The sequence below is a fragment of the Marmoricola sp. URHA0025 HA25 genome (genome assembly GCF_054059435.1).
On sequence record NZ_JBSSCD010000001.1, the window covers coordinates 3,814,093 to 3,832,311 of the forward strand.

The window sequence follows — 18,219 nt, forward strand, 5'->3', positions numbered from 1 at the left end:
GGCATTCCCACGGTCGGAGGCGCGTGATGACGGTCCGGACAACAATGCGGCTCATCGCAACCGCCACCGCGCTCGCGACCGGTGCAGTGGCCTGCTCGAGCACCGTGCCCGACCGGGCAGGCGGCGGCCTCGACACCCGCGCCACAGTCCTCACCTTGGCCCAGCCCAACGACGGCCCACCGGCCCAACTGACGGCCTGGATCAAGGCGGTGCAGGACCTGTCCCACGGCTCGATCCGCATCGAGCTGAAGAACTCCTGGCATGCCGGCGAGGCAAACAACGAGGTGCAGACCATCCGCGACATCGAGCAGGGAAAGGTCGACATGGCCTGGGTCGGCGCGCGCGCCATGGACCGGGTGGGCGCGACCTCGTTCCAGGCACTGCTCGCCCCGATGCTCGTCGACAGCTATGACCTGGAGGCCAGCGTCTTCGAGCACGGCATCCCGGCGCAGATGCTGACCGGCGTAAACGCTGCCCGTGTCGTCGGCATCGGCGTGCTGCCCGGGCCGATGCGCAAGGTGGTGGGCATCGCCAAACCGTTCCTCGCCCCCACCGACTTCGCCGGCACCCGCATCGCCGACCAGGACTCCGCCCTGACCCAGCTGACCCTGCACACCTTGGGCGCCACAGCGGTTCCGGTCGCGGGCGGGGCGAAGCTGCATGGCGTCGACGGCTACGAGCAGCAGATGCAATCGATCGCCGGCAACCGCTACGACACAACGGCGAAGTTCACCACCGCCAACCTCAACCTGTGGCCGCGCCCGCTGGTGATCATCGTGGGCAAATCAGCCTGGGCGAAGCTCGCGCAACCGCAACGCGACACTCTGCGGAAAGCCGTCGACACCGCGCTGCAGCCTGCGATCGACGCCTCCCGCCAGGAGGACCAGCAGGCGCTGCCAGTTCTGTGCCGCGGCGGCATGACCCTGCCCACAGCCCTACCCCAACAGCTGGACGCCCTGCGTGCCGCCGTCGACCCCGTCTATGCCACGTTGCGACGCGATGCCAGCACCAAGAAGTGGCTGGACCAGATACAAGCCCTCAAGGACCAGTTGCAGGCCGAGCCGGAGACCGCATCCTGCGCAGGCATCGGCGGGACATCGCAGCCCGCCTCACCGATCGACGGCATCTACCGGAGGCAGTCCACACCGGCCGACTTCCAGGCCGCCTGCGACACGCGGCCTCCCGGGCTCCCGGCGCGTAGCACCCTCGAGGTCGTCTTCGACCACGGCAGCGTCACCCAGTACGAACAGCCCGCCGGCGGCACCAAGGACATCGGCTGGCGAGGCAGCTACCAAGTCTTCCGCGACACCCTCGAGCTCACCGAGAACGGCACCACGGCACCGTTCACAGTCACCTGGTCACTCAACGGCTCAACCCTCGCCCTGAGCAACCTTCAGAACGGCCACTGCGACGACGTAGCTGTCTGGTCGCATCCCTGGATCAAGAAGAAGTAGCAGCGCTCGCCTCATTTCGGCTCGCGCAGCAACCGAAGAGCCCGCGGATCCGGTGCCGCGCTCGATGCGCGCTGCTTCAACGGGCCATCCGAGCTGCCCCAACACGCCCGACGAAAGGAACGCACCATGAACCGCCTGATCAACATCGCCACCGTGTCCACGCTCGCCGCCGCGACGGTGCTCGCAGTAGGTCCAGCCAGCGCCAAAGCTCAGTCCAGCGGCATCACCTGCGGTGCGACGGTCACGACCGACACGAAGCTGACCGGCGACCTGCTGAACTGCCCCGACAACGGCCTCGTGATCGGCGCGGACGACATCACGCTCGACCTGAACGGCCACACCATCCGCGGCGACGGCGCACCAGTCGAATCATGCCCCGGTGACGCGGTCTGCGACGTCGGCATCGCCAGCGTCACTGGCCACAACGGCGTCACCATCACGGGCGGCACCGTGCAGGGCTTCGATGTCGGCGTCTTCGTAACCGGCGGGAATCGAAACCGCGTCGACCGGATCAGGTCGACGAACAACACCGGCTTCGGGATGATCGTCGGCCAATCGACGCAGAGCCGAGTCGATCACAACTCGTCGATCGGCGACGGCGTGAGTGGCATTGTCGTGTTCGACTCGAGCGACATGGACCTTGACCACAACTCGGTGCATGGCGCACACGGCTACGCCATGCCGGTGTTCGGCTCGAGCCGCAGCCGGTTCGAGCAGAACGTGCTCGACGGCAACGACCACGGCATCCTCCTCGACGGCAGTGACGAAAACATGGTTCGAGGCAACAGGATTTCCCACTCCGGCGGGTCTTCGATCGACATCGGCCATTCCAGCGACAACCACGTCTACGCGAACGTCGTCACCGCCAACGGTGACGGCGTGATCCTCTTCGAAGCCCACGGCAACAACGTCAGTGACAACTGGGTCACGGGAACCGGATCCTTCGGGTTCCCAGACGCCGGCGGGTTCGGTGTCATCCTCGACGGTGCCGAAGGCAACCTGATCCAACGAAACACAGTGACGGGTGGCCGCGGTCCAGCGATCCTCGTGAGTTCGCTCGACTCGGAGAACGCCTCCGCCCGGAATACCGTCGCCTACAACGTCGTGAGCAGCAAGCTGGACTCCGGCATAGTCGTCGACAACAACGCGACCGCCACCCTGCTCCGACACAACACGGCCAACGCAAACGGTGACGATGGAATCCACATCGACGCTGCCGAGACCACGATCACCGGCAACACCGCCAACGACAACCTCGACCTCGGCGTCGAGGCGGTAGCCGGGGTCATCGACGGCGGCGGCAACACAGCCAGCGACAACGGCAACCCCGCCCAATGCGTGAGCGTGCTGTGCAAGTAGTTCGCGACCCACTCGTCGGGGAGGGTCGGCATCCGCCGGCCCTCTCCGATCGACGAACTGGCGGGTCTGGACGCTCTGCGTGCGCGCCGCAGTCGGGCCCTGTCAGAGTTGCGAGGGACCGATCGGCGTGCCGCGCTATGTGCACCGGCGCGGCCTCGCTGCTTTGCGGTTTCATGTGATCAATACAGCGCGAGCGCGCACTTGGACGACGCGATCCGCGGGACGACGGAGGTGCGTCACTCCGCCGCGAGTTCCGGTCCGCCGTCCCCACGCACAGTCTTTGTTCGCGTTCACTGGTCCGCAGCCTTCTTTGCGATCCGTGCATTCCGTCGCTTCTCCAGGCGAGCCGGCGATTGGTACACCTCATCCAGCACTTCTCGCATTAACTCGATGACCTCCTCGGCTTCCTCCCTGATCACGGGCGCCACGAAGTCACCGTGCGCCATGTCGTTGCCGAAGTGACGGATCTCGTGAGCCTGCTCCTTCGTATGTGGCCTGATGTGGGCCGAGGCCTCAAGTGCGTCGATCTTGTCGACGAGGCCGCCTGCGCTCATGCCCTTGTCCTTCGCGGTCGCCTCGATCACGGCACGGGCCAGCGACCCGACAGCGCGGTAAGCCGCGAAGCTTAGGCACATGGTTGCTTCGGTCGCTGCTTGAGCAATTTGCTCGGGTATGTCGGGGAACTCTCGGCTTGTAGCGGACTCAGGGAACCAGTGCCGGACGTTGTCTGCTTCGAGGTATGGCTCGACGTCGTGCCCAAAAGTCTTCGCAGAATCGTTCGCCTCGCCAATGCTCATTCGCTTGCACTGGTCGCAGTTGAACGCCGCTTGCTTGCGGAACATCTGGATGCCCTGCAATCCGCGACCGGTTGGAAGGGTCTGACCCGTCCCCTGAACCACAGTCATGTGCGTATACGTCCCGCAGGACCAGCAAACCCGACTCGCCATACGCCAACCCTAGGAAGAACCCCCGACAACTGTTGCGAAACGGCCCACCCACTTCTCAACTGGGTCACGCCGCTCGAGCCCGCCGTGGCTGAAGGTGCGTCATACCCGCCGCGACTGTGACCTGAGCCCGCCTCGCGGCTTACCATGTCAGGCTGGATGCATGCTCGTCCTCTTCGATAGCAACGTCTACGACGTCTTCGCCGACGATGAAGGACTTCGGCAGACGTTGGGCGATCCGATCGACGGTGGGCGACTTCACCTTCTGACCACTCACGTCCAGCGTGACGAGTTAACCGCTGTTGGTGACGCTCGACGTCGCGAGCGGTTGCTCGGAGTCCTTCGACTCGCCGAGCCGGTTGCGGCGGGTGGATTTGTACTTGGAAGCTCCCGCCTAGGCGAAGCTCGACTGATGTCCGAAGCCGACGCCGCCGTCTTCGACACCAAAATGAGAAACGGAATGCGTGACGCCGGCGGCACCAACGACGCGTTGATCATCGCGACCGCAAGCTTCGAGAATGCGATGCTCGTGAGTGAGGACCGACGCTGTCGCGCCAGGGCGCAGCGCGCTGGCGTGTCTGCCGTCGAAGTCGCCTGGCTTCTTGAACAGCTCGCGGGCAACTAGGAACGCTCAGGCGGAGGGCGACGAATCGACCACCGGCTGAGCCTGCGTCTTATCGCCGCGTGAGCGGCGGGTACGCGCGCCGTGCCCCACGGCCCTTTCGCAAACGCCGCGCCCCCGCGGATCAATGTCAGGCTTCGTGGGCGAGGTTCGCAGACAGCTCGCGGTGGGCGTCGGCCTGTGCGAGCAGGAGCCTGGCCTTCTCCTCGACTGCCTCGATCGCGTCCGAGCCGGCGACGAACCGCAGCGGCGGCGCGTCCTGGTCGGCGAGCTGCACCAGGGCGTCGGCGAGTTTCGCGGGGTCTCCGGCCTGCTTGCCATCCATGCCCTTCCACGCCTGCACGGTCGCCGCAGTGCGCTCCGCATAGTCAGCGATCGACGGCGCGGCGTACTGCGTCGACTGCGGAGAGAGCAGCTCGGTGCGGAAGAACCCAGGCTCGACCAGCATCGTGCGGATGCCGAACGGGGCTACCTCGGACGTGAGGCTCTCCATGAAGCCCTCGACGCCGAATTTCGAGGCTGCGTAGGGGGTCATGAAGTCTCCGGCCGCGCTGATGCCGGCAGTCGAGGAGATCGTGACCACGAGTCCGGAGCGTTGTCCGCGCATCACGGGCAGGACCGAGCGGGTCAAGTTGACGGGACCGAAGAGGGTGGTCTCGATCTGGGTCCGGAAGTCGTCCGGGGTGATCTCCTCGAAGAACCCGGCCTTGAAGTTGCCCGCGTTGTTGACCAGCACATCGATGCGCCCGAATCGCTCGATGGCGGCCTGGACAGCTTTCTCGCCGGAGATCGCATCGGTGACGTCGAGCTGCACGATCAAGAGATCGTCGTCCTCGCCCAGGGCGGCGGTGATCGCGCCCGTGTTGCGACCGGTCGCGACCACGGCGTGCCCGGCGGCCAACGCGGACTTCGCGATGTCTACGCCCAGACCGCGGCCGGCGCCGGTGATGAACCAAACCTTCTTCTCACTCATGAGAGTGCACTCCTCTTGTCGGGATCAACCCACCGCGTGATCGCGGCGACCTCGACAACCGAATCAGCCGGATCGGACGCGCGGGAGTGCCTGTAGAGGGGGTCCCCGACAGTGCCCCCCAGCCAGGCACAAACGTTCGTAAGGTGAAGGCATGACCGACAGGAACGACGCTCGCGACGTCCGGCGCGACATCCGCGGAGAGATCCGGGAGTTCCTGAGCACTCGGCGCGCCAAGGTCACCCCGCAGCAGGCCGGGTTGCCCTTGTACGGCGGTGAGCGCCGCCGCGTCACCGGCCTACGGCGCGAGGAGGTCGCCCTGCTCGCAGGCATCTCCAGCGAGTACTACACACGCCTCGAGCGCGGCGATGCCACCGGCGTCTCCGAGAGCGTGATCGAAGGGATCGCGCAGGCGTTGCAGCTCGACGAGGCGGAGCGGGCGCACCTGCTCCGGCTCCTGCACACCGCCGGCACTACCCGCCCACCACGACGCCGACCGGTCCAGCAGCAGGTGCGCGCGCCAGTGCAGCGGGTGCTGGACTCCCTGGTCGGAGCGCCTGCGTTCGTGCTCAACGGACGCGGCGACATCTTCGCGGCCAACACCCTCGGCGAAGCACTCTTCTCACCGGTCTACGCGGCCAGCCCGCCCAACACGACCAGGTTCGTGTTCCTCGACCCGCAGGCGACGACGTTCTTCCGCGACTGGGACAAGGTCGCCACCGACACGGTGGCGCTCCTCCGCGCCGAAGCAGGCCGTGACCCCTACGACCGAAGGCTCTCCGACCTCGTCGGGGAGCTGTCCACCCGCAGCGAGGAGTTCCGGGTCCGGTGGGCCGCCCACGACGTCCGGATCCACACCAGCGGGACCAAGCTCCTCCACCACCCGGTCGTCGGTGACCTCGACGTCTTCTTCGAGTCCCTGCCGCTGCCTGCCGACCCGGACCAGGGCCTGCTGATCTACACCGCGGAGCCCGGGTCCCCCACGGAGGACGCGCTGAACCTCCTCGCCAGCTGGGCCGCGACCGCCGATAACCTCGGTGCCCCACGCGCCACCAACACCGAGGACGTGTCACCCCGGATCGAGTGAACGAAGAACCAACGCCCCCCGGGACTCCTACGACGCCGGCAACCCGTCTTTCGACCTCCCCGAGCGGCGCGCCTAGCTCCATACGTCTTTCCGCCGCGTTCGTGGCCGTCCGAAGCCGATCGCGCCGTGAGTCTGACCGTTCGCTAGATCTTCTCGGCGATGATCAGTACACGACGCAGCATCGCGTCGACAGTGGCGGCCATCTCCTGGATGCCGGCCCGGACCGCTTCTGGGTCTTCGCCGCTCTCTTCGGCGAGGTCGTCGACGGCCTCGAGCAACAGAGCGTCGAGCTGGCGATGGTTCTCCAGCCAGCGAGGGGTCTCGTCGTACCCGAGCACACGGAAGCCTGCGTCGATCAAGAGGGGCCGATGGTCGTCGACTTGTGGCGGTCGGTTGACCGGCTGGGTGTGGTAGTCCCACGTGGTCGCCACGAGCCGACCGCCGGGTGCGAGTACTCGCGCGATCTCGCAGAGGGCGCTTCCTTTGTCAGGTGCAAACAGAAGGGCGTCGATGCTCATCACCCCACGTGAGGAGGACGCCTCGGCAGGAATCGCATCGAAGCAGCCCTCGGCGTAGGTTGCTCGGTCATCGAGACCGAGGGCTGCAGCCCGCTTGCGGGCGGCCTCCAACGCCGTGGGCGAGATGTCGACCCCGAGTACGGACGCACCGGCTGCAGCGGTCACCCAGAGACCCGGGCCCCCTCGTCCACAGCCGATGTCGATCATCAGATCGTCAGGGGAAAGCGCGAGGCCGTCGACGATCCGGCGCAGCTCGCTGCGGGTGGTGAAGCTGTATGGCTCCAGCTCAACTGGGTATTCGTCGCCGTAGACCTCGGCCCAGATCCGTGCCTCAACAGAAGAGGAGGGAGCCTGGAAGACAGAGGTGAACACCTCGGTCCAGGACGTTTCATCTGTCACGGACGAAGCGTGCCACGCCGCCGACCGGCTCGAGAGGAGAATCGGTTCCGACGTCGGGCACTCTGGCCACGCAGCGTTCCGGCTGCGTGCCACACCCGCGTCACACCGCCGCGTGAAGGGCACTCTGATCCAGAGGACCTCGCGGCGGACGCTTGTGAACCGACGCCAGGGACGCAGGACGGACCACCCTCCGCCACCCGGGCCGGACTCACCTGGTACGTCGGGTGCTCCCGTCGGCGAGGTGCACGGTGTACGACCACGTCTCGGCCGGGTGCTCGGAGTCTTGTTCGGTGCCCGGCCACCACGCAGCGAACCGGTTGGCGACGACCGAGGCCTCGATGTCGAGGCCTGAGGAGGTGTGCACGGTGACACCGGTGACGTCGCTGCCCACGTAGCCCTCGACGCTGTTGAACCATCCCTCGTCGGTGCTGCCTTCCTGGCTCGTGGTCTCGTCGATCGTGTCGGGGGCGAGTGCCGGGGGCGCGGGCGCGTCCGGGTCGTACCTCCCGGAGAAGCTGCCTCCGGCGGTGTGGCGCTGCCCGACGAGGTCGTCGGGCATCAGGCAGACGACCTCCGTTCGTGGTCCGGCGAGCAGGACGTAGGTCCATCCACCTCGACGCTCGGCCACCGCGACGCGCTCGCCCCGGTCAGGTGCGCCGATGAGTATGCGACAGGTGGTGGCCGCCTCGGCCGCGGCCACGTCGGTCAGGGGGTGGGGCGTCGGCGACCACGAACCGTACGCCGTGCCTCCACCAAGCAGCATTGCCGGCACGGCCACGCCGGCCGCTCCGGCCAGACCGAGCAGCACGAGCATCCGGTTCCGGCGTCGGTGCCGTCGGCCCGACTCCGCCCCGACGGGTTCGTCATCGGGTGTCGCCACGATGCGGGCGAACGCCGCGTCGGCACGCTCGCGCTCGGCCTCGGTCAGGTCGGTGTCCGGCGCGAAGTCGAGGTGATGCAAGGCCGCATCGATCACGGTGTCGGCGGTGTGCTTGTTCATCGCGGGCTCCTCTCGGAAGCGAGATGGCCGGGGAGGCGGTCCTCGACGGCGCCGCCGGCGTCGACATGGCGACGCAGCGTGCGCCGTGCACGAGACAACCGCAGCCGAAACGCGGTGGCGGAGATGCCCAGCACCGCGGCCGCCTCGGGCGCGGTGAGCCCGTCCAGGACCGAGAGTGCGATCGCCTCCTGGGCAGTCGCACTCAGCAGCGGCCAGGCTGCGGCGATGTCGACCCGACCGGCAACAAGGTCGGGGTGGTGTCCCGCATCCGCGGGACTGTGCCGGATCTCGGCGAGACGGACAGCGACGGCCTCGTGCCTGTCCTCGCGGCGCCGATTGTTCTGCAGGGTCTTGCGGGCCACGCCGAACAGCCAGGCGCGCGCGGCCGACAGGTCGGCCGGGACATCGTCGAGGCGGCGCCACGCGACGAGCATGACCTCACCGACAACATCCTCGGCGTGAGTTGGATGCACACGCCTGCGTACGAACCGAAGCAGATCGACGTACGCCGCGTCGTAGACGTCCCGGAAGCGTTGTTCACGCTCCCGCGGCGACGAACTCGTGGAATCCATACCCTGTTCCTGTCCAGGAACGCACGAGTGTGTCATCCGATCTCGCGACAGGCGTACCAGGCGGGCGGAATCACCGCACGCACACGCGATCCGCTCGGTCCCAGACCTGCGTCACTCCGCCGCGTGTCGGCGCATGCCCAGATGAGTCCGTTTTCAGGTGGCCGGGGTAACGCCAGCCGTCGCCAACTGAGCCCACAACTCATCGACCGACCGATCGCGAGGCGAGATCCTCCATTCGCGAACGCCGGTGCCGTCATTCCCGATGAGCCTGATGCAATCGTGATTGCCGCCGACGATCGGAAACGCGCCCAGGCGGTCTCGGCGCATCCTGGCTCCTTTGGTCAGGATCGCGTTGCCGGACACCAGACTGCCGAAGGGCGCGATGGTCGCTTCGAGCCCGCCCGCGTGAACCACCAGTCGGGGCCAGGCAGCGCCCTTGAGGAGCGCCCAGCCGATGCCCTGCATTCCCCGCGCGTGTACCAAGATTGCAGCCTTTGCCTCGAAGAGCACCGGCTGCTCGCGAACCCAGTCGCGAGTGGGAGATTCCCGCCGTTGTCGCAGAACCAAGGAGCCTCCCCCCACCAGCGCAATCACAACGAAGAGAAGCATCACGTAGAAGGCACTCGGCGGCACGAACCTCAGCGTAGGTGCTGCCCCGCATGCCCTCCTTTCAACTGAGCCAGGAGCCTCACGTGGAGTATCCGCATCTGCCGCAGGTCATGCGTCGCCAAGGTGCGTCCTACCGCCGCGTGCGGGACGCCCCATGCCGAACTACGGGCGTCAATACTGGGAGCGTTGAGGAAGTTCGCCCACAATCCGCGCGGCTGCGAAGCGCAGCTCGGGCTCGCCGAACCCTGATGGAACGACGACGAGGCGGTAGCGCACTCCCGTGATGTCCCACCTCCACGGACCGACCTCGGGGGAGGTCTCGCTCAGGGGCCACGCCCGGGCCTTGGCACTTCTCTTGACAGAGGCTGCGTCCGGTTCAAAGACCAACGTTGCATCTGGCTTGGCGACAAGAGTCCCGCTCGCGCCCCATCCACGGCCGACAACCTGCCGGACCTGGGCGCCCCACACGATGTCGCCCCTCACCAGCATCGTCACCAGCGCCAGTTGGCGCCGTCGAGACCGGACGCGCAGATAGACCACGGTGAGAAGCCCTCCCGCGACTGCGGAGAGGAGCAGTGTCCACCCCCACGAATCCACGCTCCGCAGACTAGTCCGATGGTGGCCGGCGGTCGCGTGTGCGAAAGATCCGCTTCAGCGGCGATGAATGCGTCACATAGCCGCCTATGTGCTCCTATCCCGAGTTCCTCACAGCAGACTTCGGTGACTTTCGCTCGTGGATGACCACGCAGGCCCTGCCTCAAGCCTTCGGCGCATTCCTCCCCAAGCACGCACTCGCTACCCGGCTGTGGCACCGGGGCACGCTGAGCCGATCCACGACGAGACGGCGATATCCGGCACTCACACATGAGCGTCGGAAACCGCCTCCTGAGTGTCCGACTACTTGACCTCGGAGCGGCGCAGGGACAGCAGCCCGACGACGAGGGGAAGGACGATCCAGATCATCGTGGTCGAGCCGAGCATCGCCCACTCCTTGACAGTGTTCGTTGCGCCATCGAGGAGCGCCACCTGCGTGTAGTGCCAGTCGATCCACGGCTGCAGGTCCTCGAACCACGAACGCACCTGAGCCAGGAGCGCGAGAATGCCGGGCATGACCAGTGAAGCGACGAAGTAGCCAACGATCGCGGCCGCGGAGTTGCGCAGCACGACACCGAGTGCGAAGCCAAAGGCCATGCCCACCAGGTTGTAGAGCACCATCTGGAGTGCCATGGACAACGAAATGTCCCACGCGGTGTCGACGCCTGCGAGTGCTGACCCGGCCACGTTGCCGAGGGCGCCAACCGCAAAGGCGACGGAGACGGCGCCGAGGCCCACCAGGAGGGTCGCGATCGCCTTGGCGCCGATCACGCGTTCGCGGCTCGGCACCAGCGTGAACGTGGTGAGCCCACTTCGCTGGCTCCACTCACCCGTGACGGCCAGGATCGCGATGATCGGCAAGATCACTGACATCGGGAACCCGCTCGCCCTCACGAAGTTCTGGTAGGTGACGTCGCTGTTGAGGCCGAGGACGAGGAGCGACCCGGCCGAGATGGGCGACAGGGCGCTGATGCTGATGAGCATCCAGAATCCCGAGCGGGTGTTGAACATCTTGCGCAGCTCGACCTTGACGAGTCGGGTGGCCGGGATGGGGTGGGCGGTCCGTCGGGCCGGCTCGGCCTCGATGGTGTCGGGAGGGATGATCGTGGCGGTCATGCCGCAACTCCTTCGCGTTGGGTGTCGGCGGTGAGCGAGAGGAACATGTCTTCGAGCCCGGTGCCCTCGGCGGACCGGAGCTCGGTCAGAGGGATCCCGGCGGTCAGGGCCACGGATCCGACCCGAGCGGGGTCGGCGTCCGTGCGGACCGAGCCGTCTCCTGCGAGCGTGCTGGGGATCCCTGCCTGTTCGAGGGCGTGAGCGAGGTCGCGCGGTGACGTCGAGCGGGCGAGCGTCCCGGCCGCGGCCAGCAGCTCTTCCTTGGTGCCGGCCGCGACGATCTTGCCGTTGCCGATCACGACCAGGTCGTCGGCGATGACCTCGATCTCGTGGAGCAGGTGTGAGGACAACAGGACGGTGCCGCCCTGGCTGGCGAAGTCCGTCAGCAGGTCGCGCATCCACCGGATCCCCGCGGGGTCGAGCCCGTTGGCGGGCTCGTCGAGGATCAGCACCTTGGGGTCTCCGAGGAGTGCGGTGGCGATGCCGAGGCGTTGACGCATCCCGAGGGAGTAGTTGCGCACCCGGCGCTTGGCCTCGGTGGGGGTCAGACTCACCAGCTCGAGCATCTCGTCGACCCGGGTGCGGGGCAGACCCATGGTGTCGGCGGCGATCGTGAGGATCTCGCGTCCGGTGCGACCGACGTGCTGGGCCGAGGCGTCGAGCAGGACGCCCACCTCGAGGCCGGGGTTGGGGAGGTCGGCGAACCGTTCTCCGTTGATGGTCGCGGTGCCGGACGTCGGGACGGTCAGACCCACCATCACGCGCATCGTGGTGGACTTGCCGGCACCGTTCGGACCGAGGAAACCGGTGACGCGACCGGGCAGGGCAGTGAAGGAGACGTTGTCGACGGCGGTGAAGCCGGCGTACCTCCGGGTCAGTGACTCAACAGTGATCATGTGAAAACCCTCGGCGCGTCGCGGCGTGCGCACATCGGCGTCGAGGCCGGACCCTCCTCGGCCGTTGGGAGGAGCGGGGTCTCGTTCTTTCGGTCGGTACCCAAGGCCTCGGCGGTCCCTAGGCTGGGTGTGTGGTCACCAACGCCCTGCGCTCGCTGTGGGCCGAGCCCCGCGCAGCCGACGCTCCCGGACGGGTGTCGCGCGACTGGGTGCTGGTCGGCGCGTTGATGGTGACGGCGCTGCTCGAGGGAGTCCTCCGGGACGACGTCGCCTGGCGGCCGTTCGCGACGATCGTGGCGGTCGGGCTCGCGCCCGTGCTGCTCTGGCGGCGTACCCGGCCGTTGGCCTGTGTCGTGGTGGCCTGGGGTACCGCGATGGGGTTGGGGCTGGCGACCCTGGCGGGCGGGCCCACCCATATCGGCCTCACCACGATGATCTACGTCCTGGTGCTCGTCTACGCGCTGGTCCGCTGGGGCTCAGGGCGCGAGATCGTGATCGGGCTGGCGGTGGTGCTGGTCGCTGCGGTTATCGGTACGGTCGCCGACTACACCGGCCAGTCCGACGTCATCGGCGGGTTCGGCATCACCGCGGCGGCGGCGGCGGGCGGAGCGGCGATCCGCTACCGCGCCGAGAGCTGGCGCCGGGCGTTGGACCAGATCCGCAGCCAGGAGCGGGTCGGCCTCGCGCGCGAGCTGCACGACATGGTCGCCCACCACGTCTCGGCGATCGCGGTGCAGGCGCAGGCGGGCCGGGCGATGGCCGGGCAGCGACCCGAAGCGGGGCTCGAGGCGCTGGCGGTCATCGAGGGGGAGGCGTCCCGGACGCTCGCGGAGATGCGGGCGATGGTCCGGGTGCTGCGCGACGGAGCGCCGGCGGAGTACACCCCCCATCCCGGCATTGCCGACCTGGTGTCCCTCGCCCGCCGCGAACCGGTGCCGGTAGTCGACGTGGAGGTGCCGGGTGACCTGGACGGACTGCCGCTCCAGGTCGACGCGGCGGTCTACCGGCTGGCGCAAGAGGCACTGACCAACGCGCTGCGGCACGCCCGCAACGCCTCGCGTGTGGAGATCCGGGTCGTCGAGGGTGGAGGAAGGCTGCGGCTGCGCGTGACCGACGACGGCCAGATCGACTCGGGGCGGTCGGCGAGCCAAGGCTTCGGGCTGCTGGGCATGACCGAGCGGGTGCAGCTGCTGGGAGGCACGCTGCTCGCGGGGCCGGCGCCCGAGGGCGGGTGGGCGGTCGACGCCGAGCTGCCGACCGAGGTACGCCGATGACGGTGCGGGTGCTGGTGGCCGACGACCAAGATCTGGTGCGTACCGGCCTGTCCATGATCCTTGACGCGCAGCCTGGCATCCAGGTCGTCGGTCAGGCCGCCGACGGCCACGCCGCGGTCGAGCTGGCGCGTCGGCTCCGCCCCGACGTGTGCCTGGTCGACATCCGGATGCCCGGGCTCGACGGCATCGAAGTGACCGAGCTCCTCGCCGGGCGGGGCGTCCCGGACCCGATGGCGGTGGTGGTGATCACGACCTTCGACCTCGACGAGTACGTCCACGGCGCGCTTCGTGCTGGCGCCCGAGGCTTTCTGCTCAAGGACGCCGGGCCGGAGCTGCTCGTCCAGGCCGTGCATGCCGCCGCCGTCGGAGATGCCCTGATCGCGCCGAACGTCACCCGGCGGCTGCTGTCGACCTTGGCCGCCAGGGAACCGTCGAAACGACGTACCCAACCGATCGATCCGCTCACCGACCGCGAGGAGGAGGTACTGGCGCTGGTTGCCCGTGGCCGCACGAACGCCGAGATCGCCGCCGATCTCTTCATCGGCCAGACGACCGCCAAGACCCATGTCGCGAGCCTCCTGGCCAAGATCGGCGCCCGCAACAGGGTCGAGATCGCGATGTGGGCCTACGACACCGGCCGGGTGGGGGACTGAAGCCGCCGTCCAAGGACTCGGCGAAGCCGTTCCGCCGAGCAAGCACGCTGCGATGAACGCGGTCTCGTCAAGGAGCTGCGGCGCCAGCGGCGCATCGCGTGATCGGTGAGCTAGGTGCAGTTGTCCATCCCGATCTTCGCCAGTCAACGCCCGGGTTTCCGTGACAGTTTCCAACACCACGCGGGTGCGTCGGGATCTGTTGGTTGGCAGCCGACGTGAGGCTGGCGGCGTCGTGAGTCTCTTCGCCGCCTGTCGGCGCGACCAACCATCCGCTCATGCCGAGATGAGCGCGCGCGCAACTCCGGCGACCGGCACATTCGTGGGTGCCACAGGGTTCTCCCGTCCGTCTTGGCGAGCGAGGCCGGTTGACAGGCGCGGCTGCGATGAGTTTCGGGCTCCGGAATGGTCTACCGTTCATGACCACACAGACAGCCACGCTGACGGGAATCTCGACCGTCGCTATCGCCGTGTCGGACCAGGACGCCACAAGGCGGCTCTACGAGGTGCTCGGCTTTGAGACACTGTTCGACGCCGACGTGAATGTCGACTTCCGCTGGATCGAGATGGGTCCACCAGGTGGAGGGACCACGCTGAGCGTGGTGGCGACCACCGACGCCCTGCCCACCGGCGTCGATACCGGCATCCGCTTCCTCACCCCTGATGCCCGAGCGGCACATGGCCGTCTCACGGACTTGGGACTGAAGGTCGGAGAGCTTCTCGATTGGCCAACAGCACCGTTGATGTTCGAGTTCTGGGACGCCGACGGGAACACGATGTACGTGGCCGAGGCAGAGTGAGCGGGACACCGGTTTCCAGTCACCTCACTGTCACGCCGATCATTGCCCACGTGGCACGTCGACATTGATCACGTCCGCATATGCCGCTGTGCGCGCCGTCGGAAACGCGAGGTCACACGCGAAGCGGCCCGTCGCCGTGGAGCCGCCGGTCGAGCCATCTTGGCCACCGCGGCCACCTGGCCCGCCACTCGTTGGCAAACACTTCGTTGGCCACCGCTCGGGGATCGGGGTCGTCTGCCTCGCTGTAGCCGTTTCGATCGGCAAGTTGCCGGAGGCGGTCACGCAACCTTGGGAGGTCCTTCACGCCGGTCGAGACGAGGCGCACTTGGTATCCGTCGATCACGATCTCAAGTCGTTCGCCAGTCATGCTGAAGGCGTCCTCGTACTCCCCATCGCGAACGTCGATGGCCTCCATGTAGGAGGCCGCGTCATCAAGCGTCTTGTAGAGGTCAACATCGCCATCCCTCGTGATGACGAAGGTCGGCTGCAGATTGAGCGGTGCCTGCATGGGGACAGGATGCCCCACTCAAGCTACGCGGGTTCCGAGGCCGGGCGATGTCGTGAGGAAAGCCGCTCATGCTGCGATCCGAGCGGTGGAGACGGTGCGTCATACCGCGGCCTGTTGCCGCTTGATGACGTCAGACCTACCGAGTTCAGGTCAGGGGCATCAAAGCAGCCGGATGATCGGATTCGCGTGCGCTTACTCCGGCGCGACGGCTGACGCGGTCACGCCGCGTTCACACCCGCGAGTGAGGCGAGCAGTGCGTGCGAGTCCGCGATTGCGCCGAATACGCCGCCCTGCATGGTGACCATCTTCAACGCGGCCTCGTAGTTCCCGCGGTCGGTGGCACCCGTGCAGTCGGTGAGCAGCAGGCACTCGTACCCGCGGTCGTTGGCGTCGCGCATGGTGGTGTGCACGCAGACGTCGGTGGTGATGCCCGTGAAGATCAGGTGGGTGATGCCACGGGTGCGCAGCAACAGGTCGAGATCGGTGGCGTAGAAGGAACCCTTGCCGGGCTTGTCGATCACGAGCTCGCCCTCGATCGGCGCGACCTCGGGGACGATCTCCCACCCGGGCTCGCCCCGGGTCAGGATTCGGCCGCATGGACCGTCCGAGCCGATGCCCGCACCGATCTGCTCCGACCGCCACAGCTTGTTGGGCGGGCAGTCCGACAGGTCCGGGCGGTGACCCTCTCGAGTGTGGACCACGAACATGCCGACGTCGCGGGCCGCAGCGAGCACCCGCTGCGTTGCAGGCAGTCCTGAGCGGGTCAACGACAGGTCGTAGCCCATCCGGTCGACGTACCCGCCGGGACCGCAGAAGTCGACTTGCCAGTCGATGTTGATCAATGCGGTGCGAGCGGCGGCGAAGGCGCCGTCGTAGGGCCAGGCGTAGGGCTCGGCGTTGATCGGGCCGAAGACGGAGGAGGTCATGCGTGTGTCCTTTCGGGGAGGTTCTGGTCTGGAGTGGTGACCGCACGCAGCGCCGCGAGAACCGCGGTGGTGTCGCCGACGGCGCCGAAGATGCCGCCGGACATCTCGACCTGGGACCGGGCGGCCGGCACCAGGTGCGGGTCGTAGGGAATGCAGGCGTCCAGGGCTAGGAGGCACTCGTACCCGCGGTCGTTCGCCGACCGCATCGTCGAGTGCACCCCGGTCTCGAGCCACTGGCCGCAGAGCACCAGCTGGTCGCGGCCCAGCGCCCGCAGGGTGGCGTCGAGGGAGCTGGCGAAGAATCCGTCGACGCCACCGGAGGTGATCCGGTGCGCAGGGCCGCGCAGACCGAGATTCGCGGCGCGGGCCGACCCCGGGACCAGCTCCGGCCGCCTGCCGAGCGGGGGTGTGGTCGTCACCTCGATGACCACACCCCCGGCTGCGAGCATCGTGCCGGCGAGCACCCCGACCCGGCCGAGGGCCGAGTCGGGGGCTTCGGCTCCGTCGGCTGCCGACTCCGCGTCCTCGGGTCCGGGCAGCACCACGAGCAGCGCGAGGCGTCTCGGGTCAAGCCGGCCGTCGTACGGCCAGGAGTACGGCGTGGTGCTCGCGACGGTTCCGCTCATCTCTGTTCCTGTCTCCGGGCTACTTGGCGAGCTTCCCGATGACGCCCTTGACGAAGAAGCTCAGGGCGTCGTTCTCCGCGTACGTCGGCACCGTCCCGGCCTTGATCACGACCTTGCCGGACTGGTCCTCGACCGGGCCGGCGAAGGGTGAACCGGGGTCGGTGGCGAGCCACTTCTGGGCCGCCTCGATCTTCGCCTTCGCATCCGCCGAGACGTCGGGGCCGAACGCTGCCAGCACGAACGGGTTCGTGCCCGTCTTGTAGCCGACTCGGTAGTTCGCGTTGAACTTGCTGCCGACGAAGTCACCGGCCAGCACCGTCTTGACGATGTCGGTGTACACCGGTCCCCAGTTCCACACCGCCCCGGTGAGCCAGCCATTCGGTGCCAGCGACGACGCGTCGGCGTGGTACCCGACAGTCATCGCGCCGGCCTTCTCGGCTGCCTGGATGACTGTGGCGGTGCAGTCCTGGTGCTGGGTGAGCACGTCGACATGCTGGGAGAGGAGGCTGGCGGCGGCGGCCTGCTGCTTGCCGGGGTCGCACCACGACGAGGTGCTCACTGTGATCGTCTCGGCCTTGGGATTGACCGACTGCGCACCGCGCTCGAAGGCATCGATGTTCGCGATCGTCTGCGGGATCGGGAACGCGTACACGTAGCCGAGCTTGTTGGTCTTCGTCGACGCCCCGGCGGCGATGCCGGCGAGGTACATCGGCTCGTAGACAGTGCCGAAGTACGTGCCCGCGTTCTTCGGGACGGCCCCGGAGATCGTGTTGCCCTGCTGGACGACCACGACGTCCGGGTGCGCTGCGGCGACCTTCATCGCCGCGTCGAGGTGGCCGTAGCTGGTCGCGAAGATCAGCTTCGCGCCCTTGTCGATCATCTGCTCCATCGTGGTCGCCGCGGTGTCGTCCTCGGGGACGTTCTCGGCCGTCAGAACCTGGAGGTCGGGAAACTCCTTCTTGATCACCTGGCTGCCCTCGTAGACGGCCTGGTTGTAGCCGAAGTCGTCCTTCGGGCCGACCATGATGAAGCCGACGGCCTTGGTGTCCTTGCCAGGGGCCGCGCTGTCGGTGCTTCCGACGGACTGTGTCGCCGAGGCACAGCCCGCCAGGAGTAGCGCCGCGGCCGAGGCCAGGGCGGCCAGCCGGAGGGTAGATTTGTTGACGGACATGGAGGTTCCTTTCGTGTTCACCGCCGCGCCCCTGGCTTCCAGGTCCAACTGATTCCGGGGGTGCGGTGGCTTGTCTTCGGGTGTTGCTCGGGGTCGATCAGGGGCGACTGCCCCTTCGAGGACG

The 18,219-nt window shown here is 67.6% G+C and carries 19 protein-coding genes; 7 read left to right on the top strand and 12 right to left on the bottom strand.

Annotated features, from left to right (window positions below):
- Positions 1-26 precede the first annotated feature (26 nt).
- Together ACVW00_RS18745 and ACVW00_RS18750 are read left to right on the top strand one after the other, a co-directional pair.
- The gene (locus ACVW00_RS18745; RefSeq protein WP_457113141.1) at positions 27-1,454 is read left to right on the top strand and encodes a TRAP transporter substrate-binding protein; all 1,428 of its coding nucleotides are present in this window, start codon (positions 27-29) and stop codon (positions 1,452-1,454) included.
- Between the two features lie 126 nt (positions 1,455-1,580).
- Positions 1,581-2,813 carry a right-handed parallel beta-helix repeat-containing protein gene (locus ACVW00_RS18750; RefSeq protein WP_457112408.1) on the top strand — a complete coding sequence of 411 codons (1,233 nt, stop codon included), beginning with the start codon at positions 1,581-1,583 and terminating at the stop codon, positions 2,811-2,813.
- 290 nt (positions 2,814-3,103) lie between these two features.
- Here the strand turns inward: ACVW00_RS18750 and ACVW00_RS18755 are convergent, their stop codons facing one another.
- On the bottom strand, positions 3,104-3,718 hold the full coding sequence (locus tag ACVW00_RS18755; RefSeq protein ID WP_457112409.1) for a DUF4145 domain-containing protein: 615 nt from the start codon (positions 3,716-3,718) through the stop codon (positions 3,104-3,106).
- A 202-nt stretch (positions 3,719-3,920) separates the two neighbouring features.
- Here ACVW00_RS18755 and ACVW00_RS18760 point away from each other — a divergent pair, with 202 nt between their 5' ends.
- Positions 3,921-4,382, top strand: a complete 462-nt coding sequence (locus ACVW00_RS18760; protein ID WP_457112410.1) for a hypothetical protein — start codon at positions 3,921-3,923, stop codon at positions 4,380-4,382.
- A gap of 127 nt (positions 4,383-4,509) precedes the next feature.
- On the opposite strand, the gene ACVW00_RS18765 is transcribed toward ACVW00_RS18760, so the two are convergent.
- Positions 4,510-5,352, bottom strand: a complete 843-nt coding sequence (locus ACVW00_RS18765) for an SDR family oxidoreductase (RefSeq protein ID WP_457112411.1) — start codon at positions 5,350-5,352, stop codon at positions 4,510-4,512.
- A gap of 151 nt (positions 5,353-5,503) precedes the next feature.
- Between ACVW00_RS18765 and ACVW00_RS18770 the strand changes: the two genes are divergently transcribed.
- Positions 5,504-6,436, top strand: coding sequence for a helix-turn-helix transcriptional regulator (locus ACVW00_RS18770; protein WP_457112412.1), 933 nt, complete (start codon positions 5,504-5,506; stop codon positions 6,434-6,436).
- Between the two features lie 143 nt (positions 6,437-6,579).
- On the opposite strand, the gene ACVW00_RS18775 is transcribed toward ACVW00_RS18770, so the two are convergent.
- From ACVW00_RS18775 to ACVW00_RS18800, 6 genes are all read right to left on the bottom strand, one after another.
- A complete protein-coding gene (locus tag ACVW00_RS18775) occupies positions 6,580-7,446 on the bottom strand; it encodes a class I SAM-dependent methyltransferase (protein WP_457112413.1) in 867 nt (288 codons plus the stop codon).
- A 115-nt stretch (positions 7,447-7,561) separates the two neighbouring features.
- The gene (locus ACVW00_RS18780; RefSeq protein ID WP_457112414.1) at positions 7,562-8,353 is read right to left on the bottom strand and encodes a hypothetical protein; all 792 of its coding nucleotides are present in this window, start codon (positions 8,351-8,353) and stop codon (positions 7,562-7,564) included.
- Positions 8,350-8,925, bottom strand: coding sequence for an RNA polymerase sigma factor (locus ACVW00_RS18785; protein ID WP_457112415.1), 576 nt, complete (start codon positions 8,923-8,925; stop codon positions 8,350-8,352). Before ACVW00_RS18785 ends, ACVW00_RS18780 begins: the two co-directional genes overlap by 4 nt.
- Positions 8,926-9,078: 153 nt before the next feature.
- On the bottom strand, positions 9,079-9,558 hold the full coding sequence (locus ACVW00_RS18790) for a hypothetical protein (protein WP_457112416.1): 480 nt from the start codon (positions 9,556-9,558) through the stop codon (positions 9,079-9,081).
- 873 nt (positions 9,559-10,431) lie between these two features.
- A complete protein-coding gene (locus ACVW00_RS18795) occupies positions 10,432-11,244 on the bottom strand; it encodes an ABC transporter permease subunit (protein WP_457112417.1) in 813 nt (270 codons plus the stop codon).
- Positions 11,241-12,140 (bottom strand): ABC transporter ATP-binding protein, encoded by a 900-nt coding sequence (locus tag ACVW00_RS18800; RefSeq protein ID WP_180936476.1) that lies wholly within the window; start codon positions 12,138-12,140, stop codon positions 11,241-11,243. The genes ACVW00_RS18795 and ACVW00_RS18800 overlap by 4 nt, the downstream gene beginning before the upstream one ends.
- A gap of 131 nt (positions 12,141-12,271) precedes the next feature.
- Here ACVW00_RS18800 and ACVW00_RS18805 point away from each other — a divergent pair, with 131 nt between their 5' ends.
- From ACVW00_RS18805 to ACVW00_RS18815, 3 genes are all read left to right on the top strand, one after another.
- Positions 12,272-13,414, top strand: a complete 1,143-nt coding sequence (locus tag ACVW00_RS18805; RefSeq protein WP_457112418.1) for a sensor histidine kinase — start codon at positions 12,272-12,274, stop codon at positions 13,412-13,414.
- The gene (locus ACVW00_RS18810; RefSeq protein ID WP_457112419.1) at positions 13,411-14,067 is read left to right on the top strand and encodes a response regulator; all 657 of its coding nucleotides are present in this window, start codon (positions 13,411-13,413) and stop codon (positions 14,065-14,067) included. The genes ACVW00_RS18805 and ACVW00_RS18810 overlap by 4 nt, the downstream gene beginning before the upstream one ends.
- A gap of 416 nt (positions 14,068-14,483) precedes the next feature.
- Positions 14,484-14,864 carry a VOC family protein gene (locus tag ACVW00_RS18815; protein WP_457112420.1) on the top strand — a complete coding sequence of 127 codons (381 nt, stop codon included), beginning with the start codon at positions 14,484-14,486 and terminating at the stop codon, positions 14,862-14,864.
- 112 nt (positions 14,865-14,976) lie between these two features.
- On the opposite strand, the gene ACVW00_RS18820 is transcribed toward ACVW00_RS18815, so the two are convergent.
- From ACVW00_RS18820 to ACVW00_RS18835, 4 genes are all read right to left on the bottom strand, one after another.
- Complete coding sequence (locus ACVW00_RS18820) at positions 14,977-15,372, bottom strand: hypothetical protein (protein ID WP_457112421.1); 396 nt, start codon at positions 15,370-15,372, stop codon at positions 14,977-14,979.
- 218 nt (positions 15,373-15,590) lie between these two features.
- Entirely contained in the window at positions 15,591-16,298 is a 708-nt protein-coding gene (biuH, locus tag ACVW00_RS18825; RefSeq protein ID WP_457112422.1) for a biuret amidohydrolase, read from the bottom strand.
- The gene (locus ACVW00_RS18830) at positions 16,295-16,924 is read right to left on the bottom strand and encodes an isochorismatase family protein (RefSeq protein WP_457112423.1); all 630 of its coding nucleotides are present in this window, start codon (positions 16,922-16,924) and stop codon (positions 16,295-16,297) included. Before ACVW00_RS18830 ends, biuH begins: the two co-directional genes overlap by 4 nt.
- A gap of 19 nt (positions 16,925-16,943) precedes the next feature.
- Positions 16,944-18,095 carry a BMP family ABC transporter substrate-binding protein gene (locus ACVW00_RS18835; protein ID WP_457112424.1) on the bottom strand — a complete coding sequence of 384 codons (1,152 nt, stop codon included), beginning with the start codon at positions 18,093-18,095 and terminating at the stop codon, positions 16,944-16,946.
- Between the last annotated feature and the right edge of the window lie 124 nt (positions 18,096-18,219).

Bases quoted from the DNA above. Each gene is read 5' to 3' on its own strand.
- ACVW00_RS18745 (WP_457113141.1), top strand. From the start codon at position 27: ATGACGGTCCGGACAACAATGCGGCTCATCGCAACCGCCACCGCGCTC.
- ACVW00_RS18750 (WP_457112408.1), top strand. From the start codon at position 1,581: ATGAACCGCCTGATCAACATCGCCACCGTGTCCACGCTCGCCGCCGCG.
- ACVW00_RS18755 (WP_457112409.1), bottom strand. From the start codon at position 3,718: ATGACTGTGGTTCAGGGGACGGGTCAGACCCTTCCAACCGGTCGCGGA.
- ACVW00_RS18760 (WP_457112410.1), top strand. From the start codon at position 3,921: ATGCTCGTCCTCTTCGATAGCAACGTCTACGACGTCTTCGCCGACGAT.
- ACVW00_RS18765 (WP_457112411.1), bottom strand. From the start codon at position 5,352: ATGAGTGAGAAGAAGGTTTGGTTCATCACCGGCGCCGGCCGCGGTCTG.
- ACVW00_RS18770 (WP_457112412.1), top strand. From the start codon at position 5,504: ATGACCGACAGGAACGACGCTCGCGACGTCCGGCGCGACATCCGCGGA.
- ACVW00_RS18780 (WP_457112414.1), bottom strand. From the start codon at position 8,353: ATGAACAAGCACACCGCCGACACCGTGATCGATGCGGCCTTGCATCAC.
- ACVW00_RS18785 (WP_457112415.1), bottom strand. From the start codon at position 8,925: ATGGATTCCACGAGTTCGTCGCCGCGGGAGCGTGAACAACGCTTCCGG.
- ACVW00_RS18795 (WP_457112417.1), bottom strand. From the start codon at position 11,244: ATGACCGCCACGATCATCCCTCCCGACACCATCGAGGCCGAGCCGGCC.
- ACVW00_RS18800 (WP_180936476.1), bottom strand. From the start codon at position 12,140: ATGATCACTGTTGAGTCACTGACCCGGAGGTACGCCGGCTTCACCGCC.
- ACVW00_RS18810 (WP_457112419.1), top strand. From the start codon at position 13,411: ATGACGGTGCGGGTGCTGGTGGCCGACGACCAAGATCTGGTGCGTACC.
- ACVW00_RS18815 (WP_457112420.1), top strand. From the start codon at position 14,484: ATGACCACACAGACAGCCACGCTGACGGGAATCTCGACCGTCGCTATC.
- ACVW00_RS18820 (WP_457112421.1), bottom strand. From the start codon at position 15,372: ATGCAGGCACCGCTCAATCTGCAGCCGACCTTCGTCATCACGAGGGAT.
- biuH (WP_457112422.1), bottom strand. From the start codon at position 16,298: ATGACCTCCTCCGTCTTCGGCCCGATCAACGCCGAGCCCTACGCCTGG.
- ACVW00_RS18830 (WP_457112423.1), bottom strand. From the start codon at position 16,924: ATGAGCGGAACCGTCGCGAGCACCACGCCGTACTCCTGGCCGTACGAC.
- ACVW00_RS18835 (WP_457112424.1), bottom strand. From the start codon at position 18,095: ATGTCCGTCAACAAATCTACCCTCCGGCTGGCCGCCCTGGCCTCGGCC.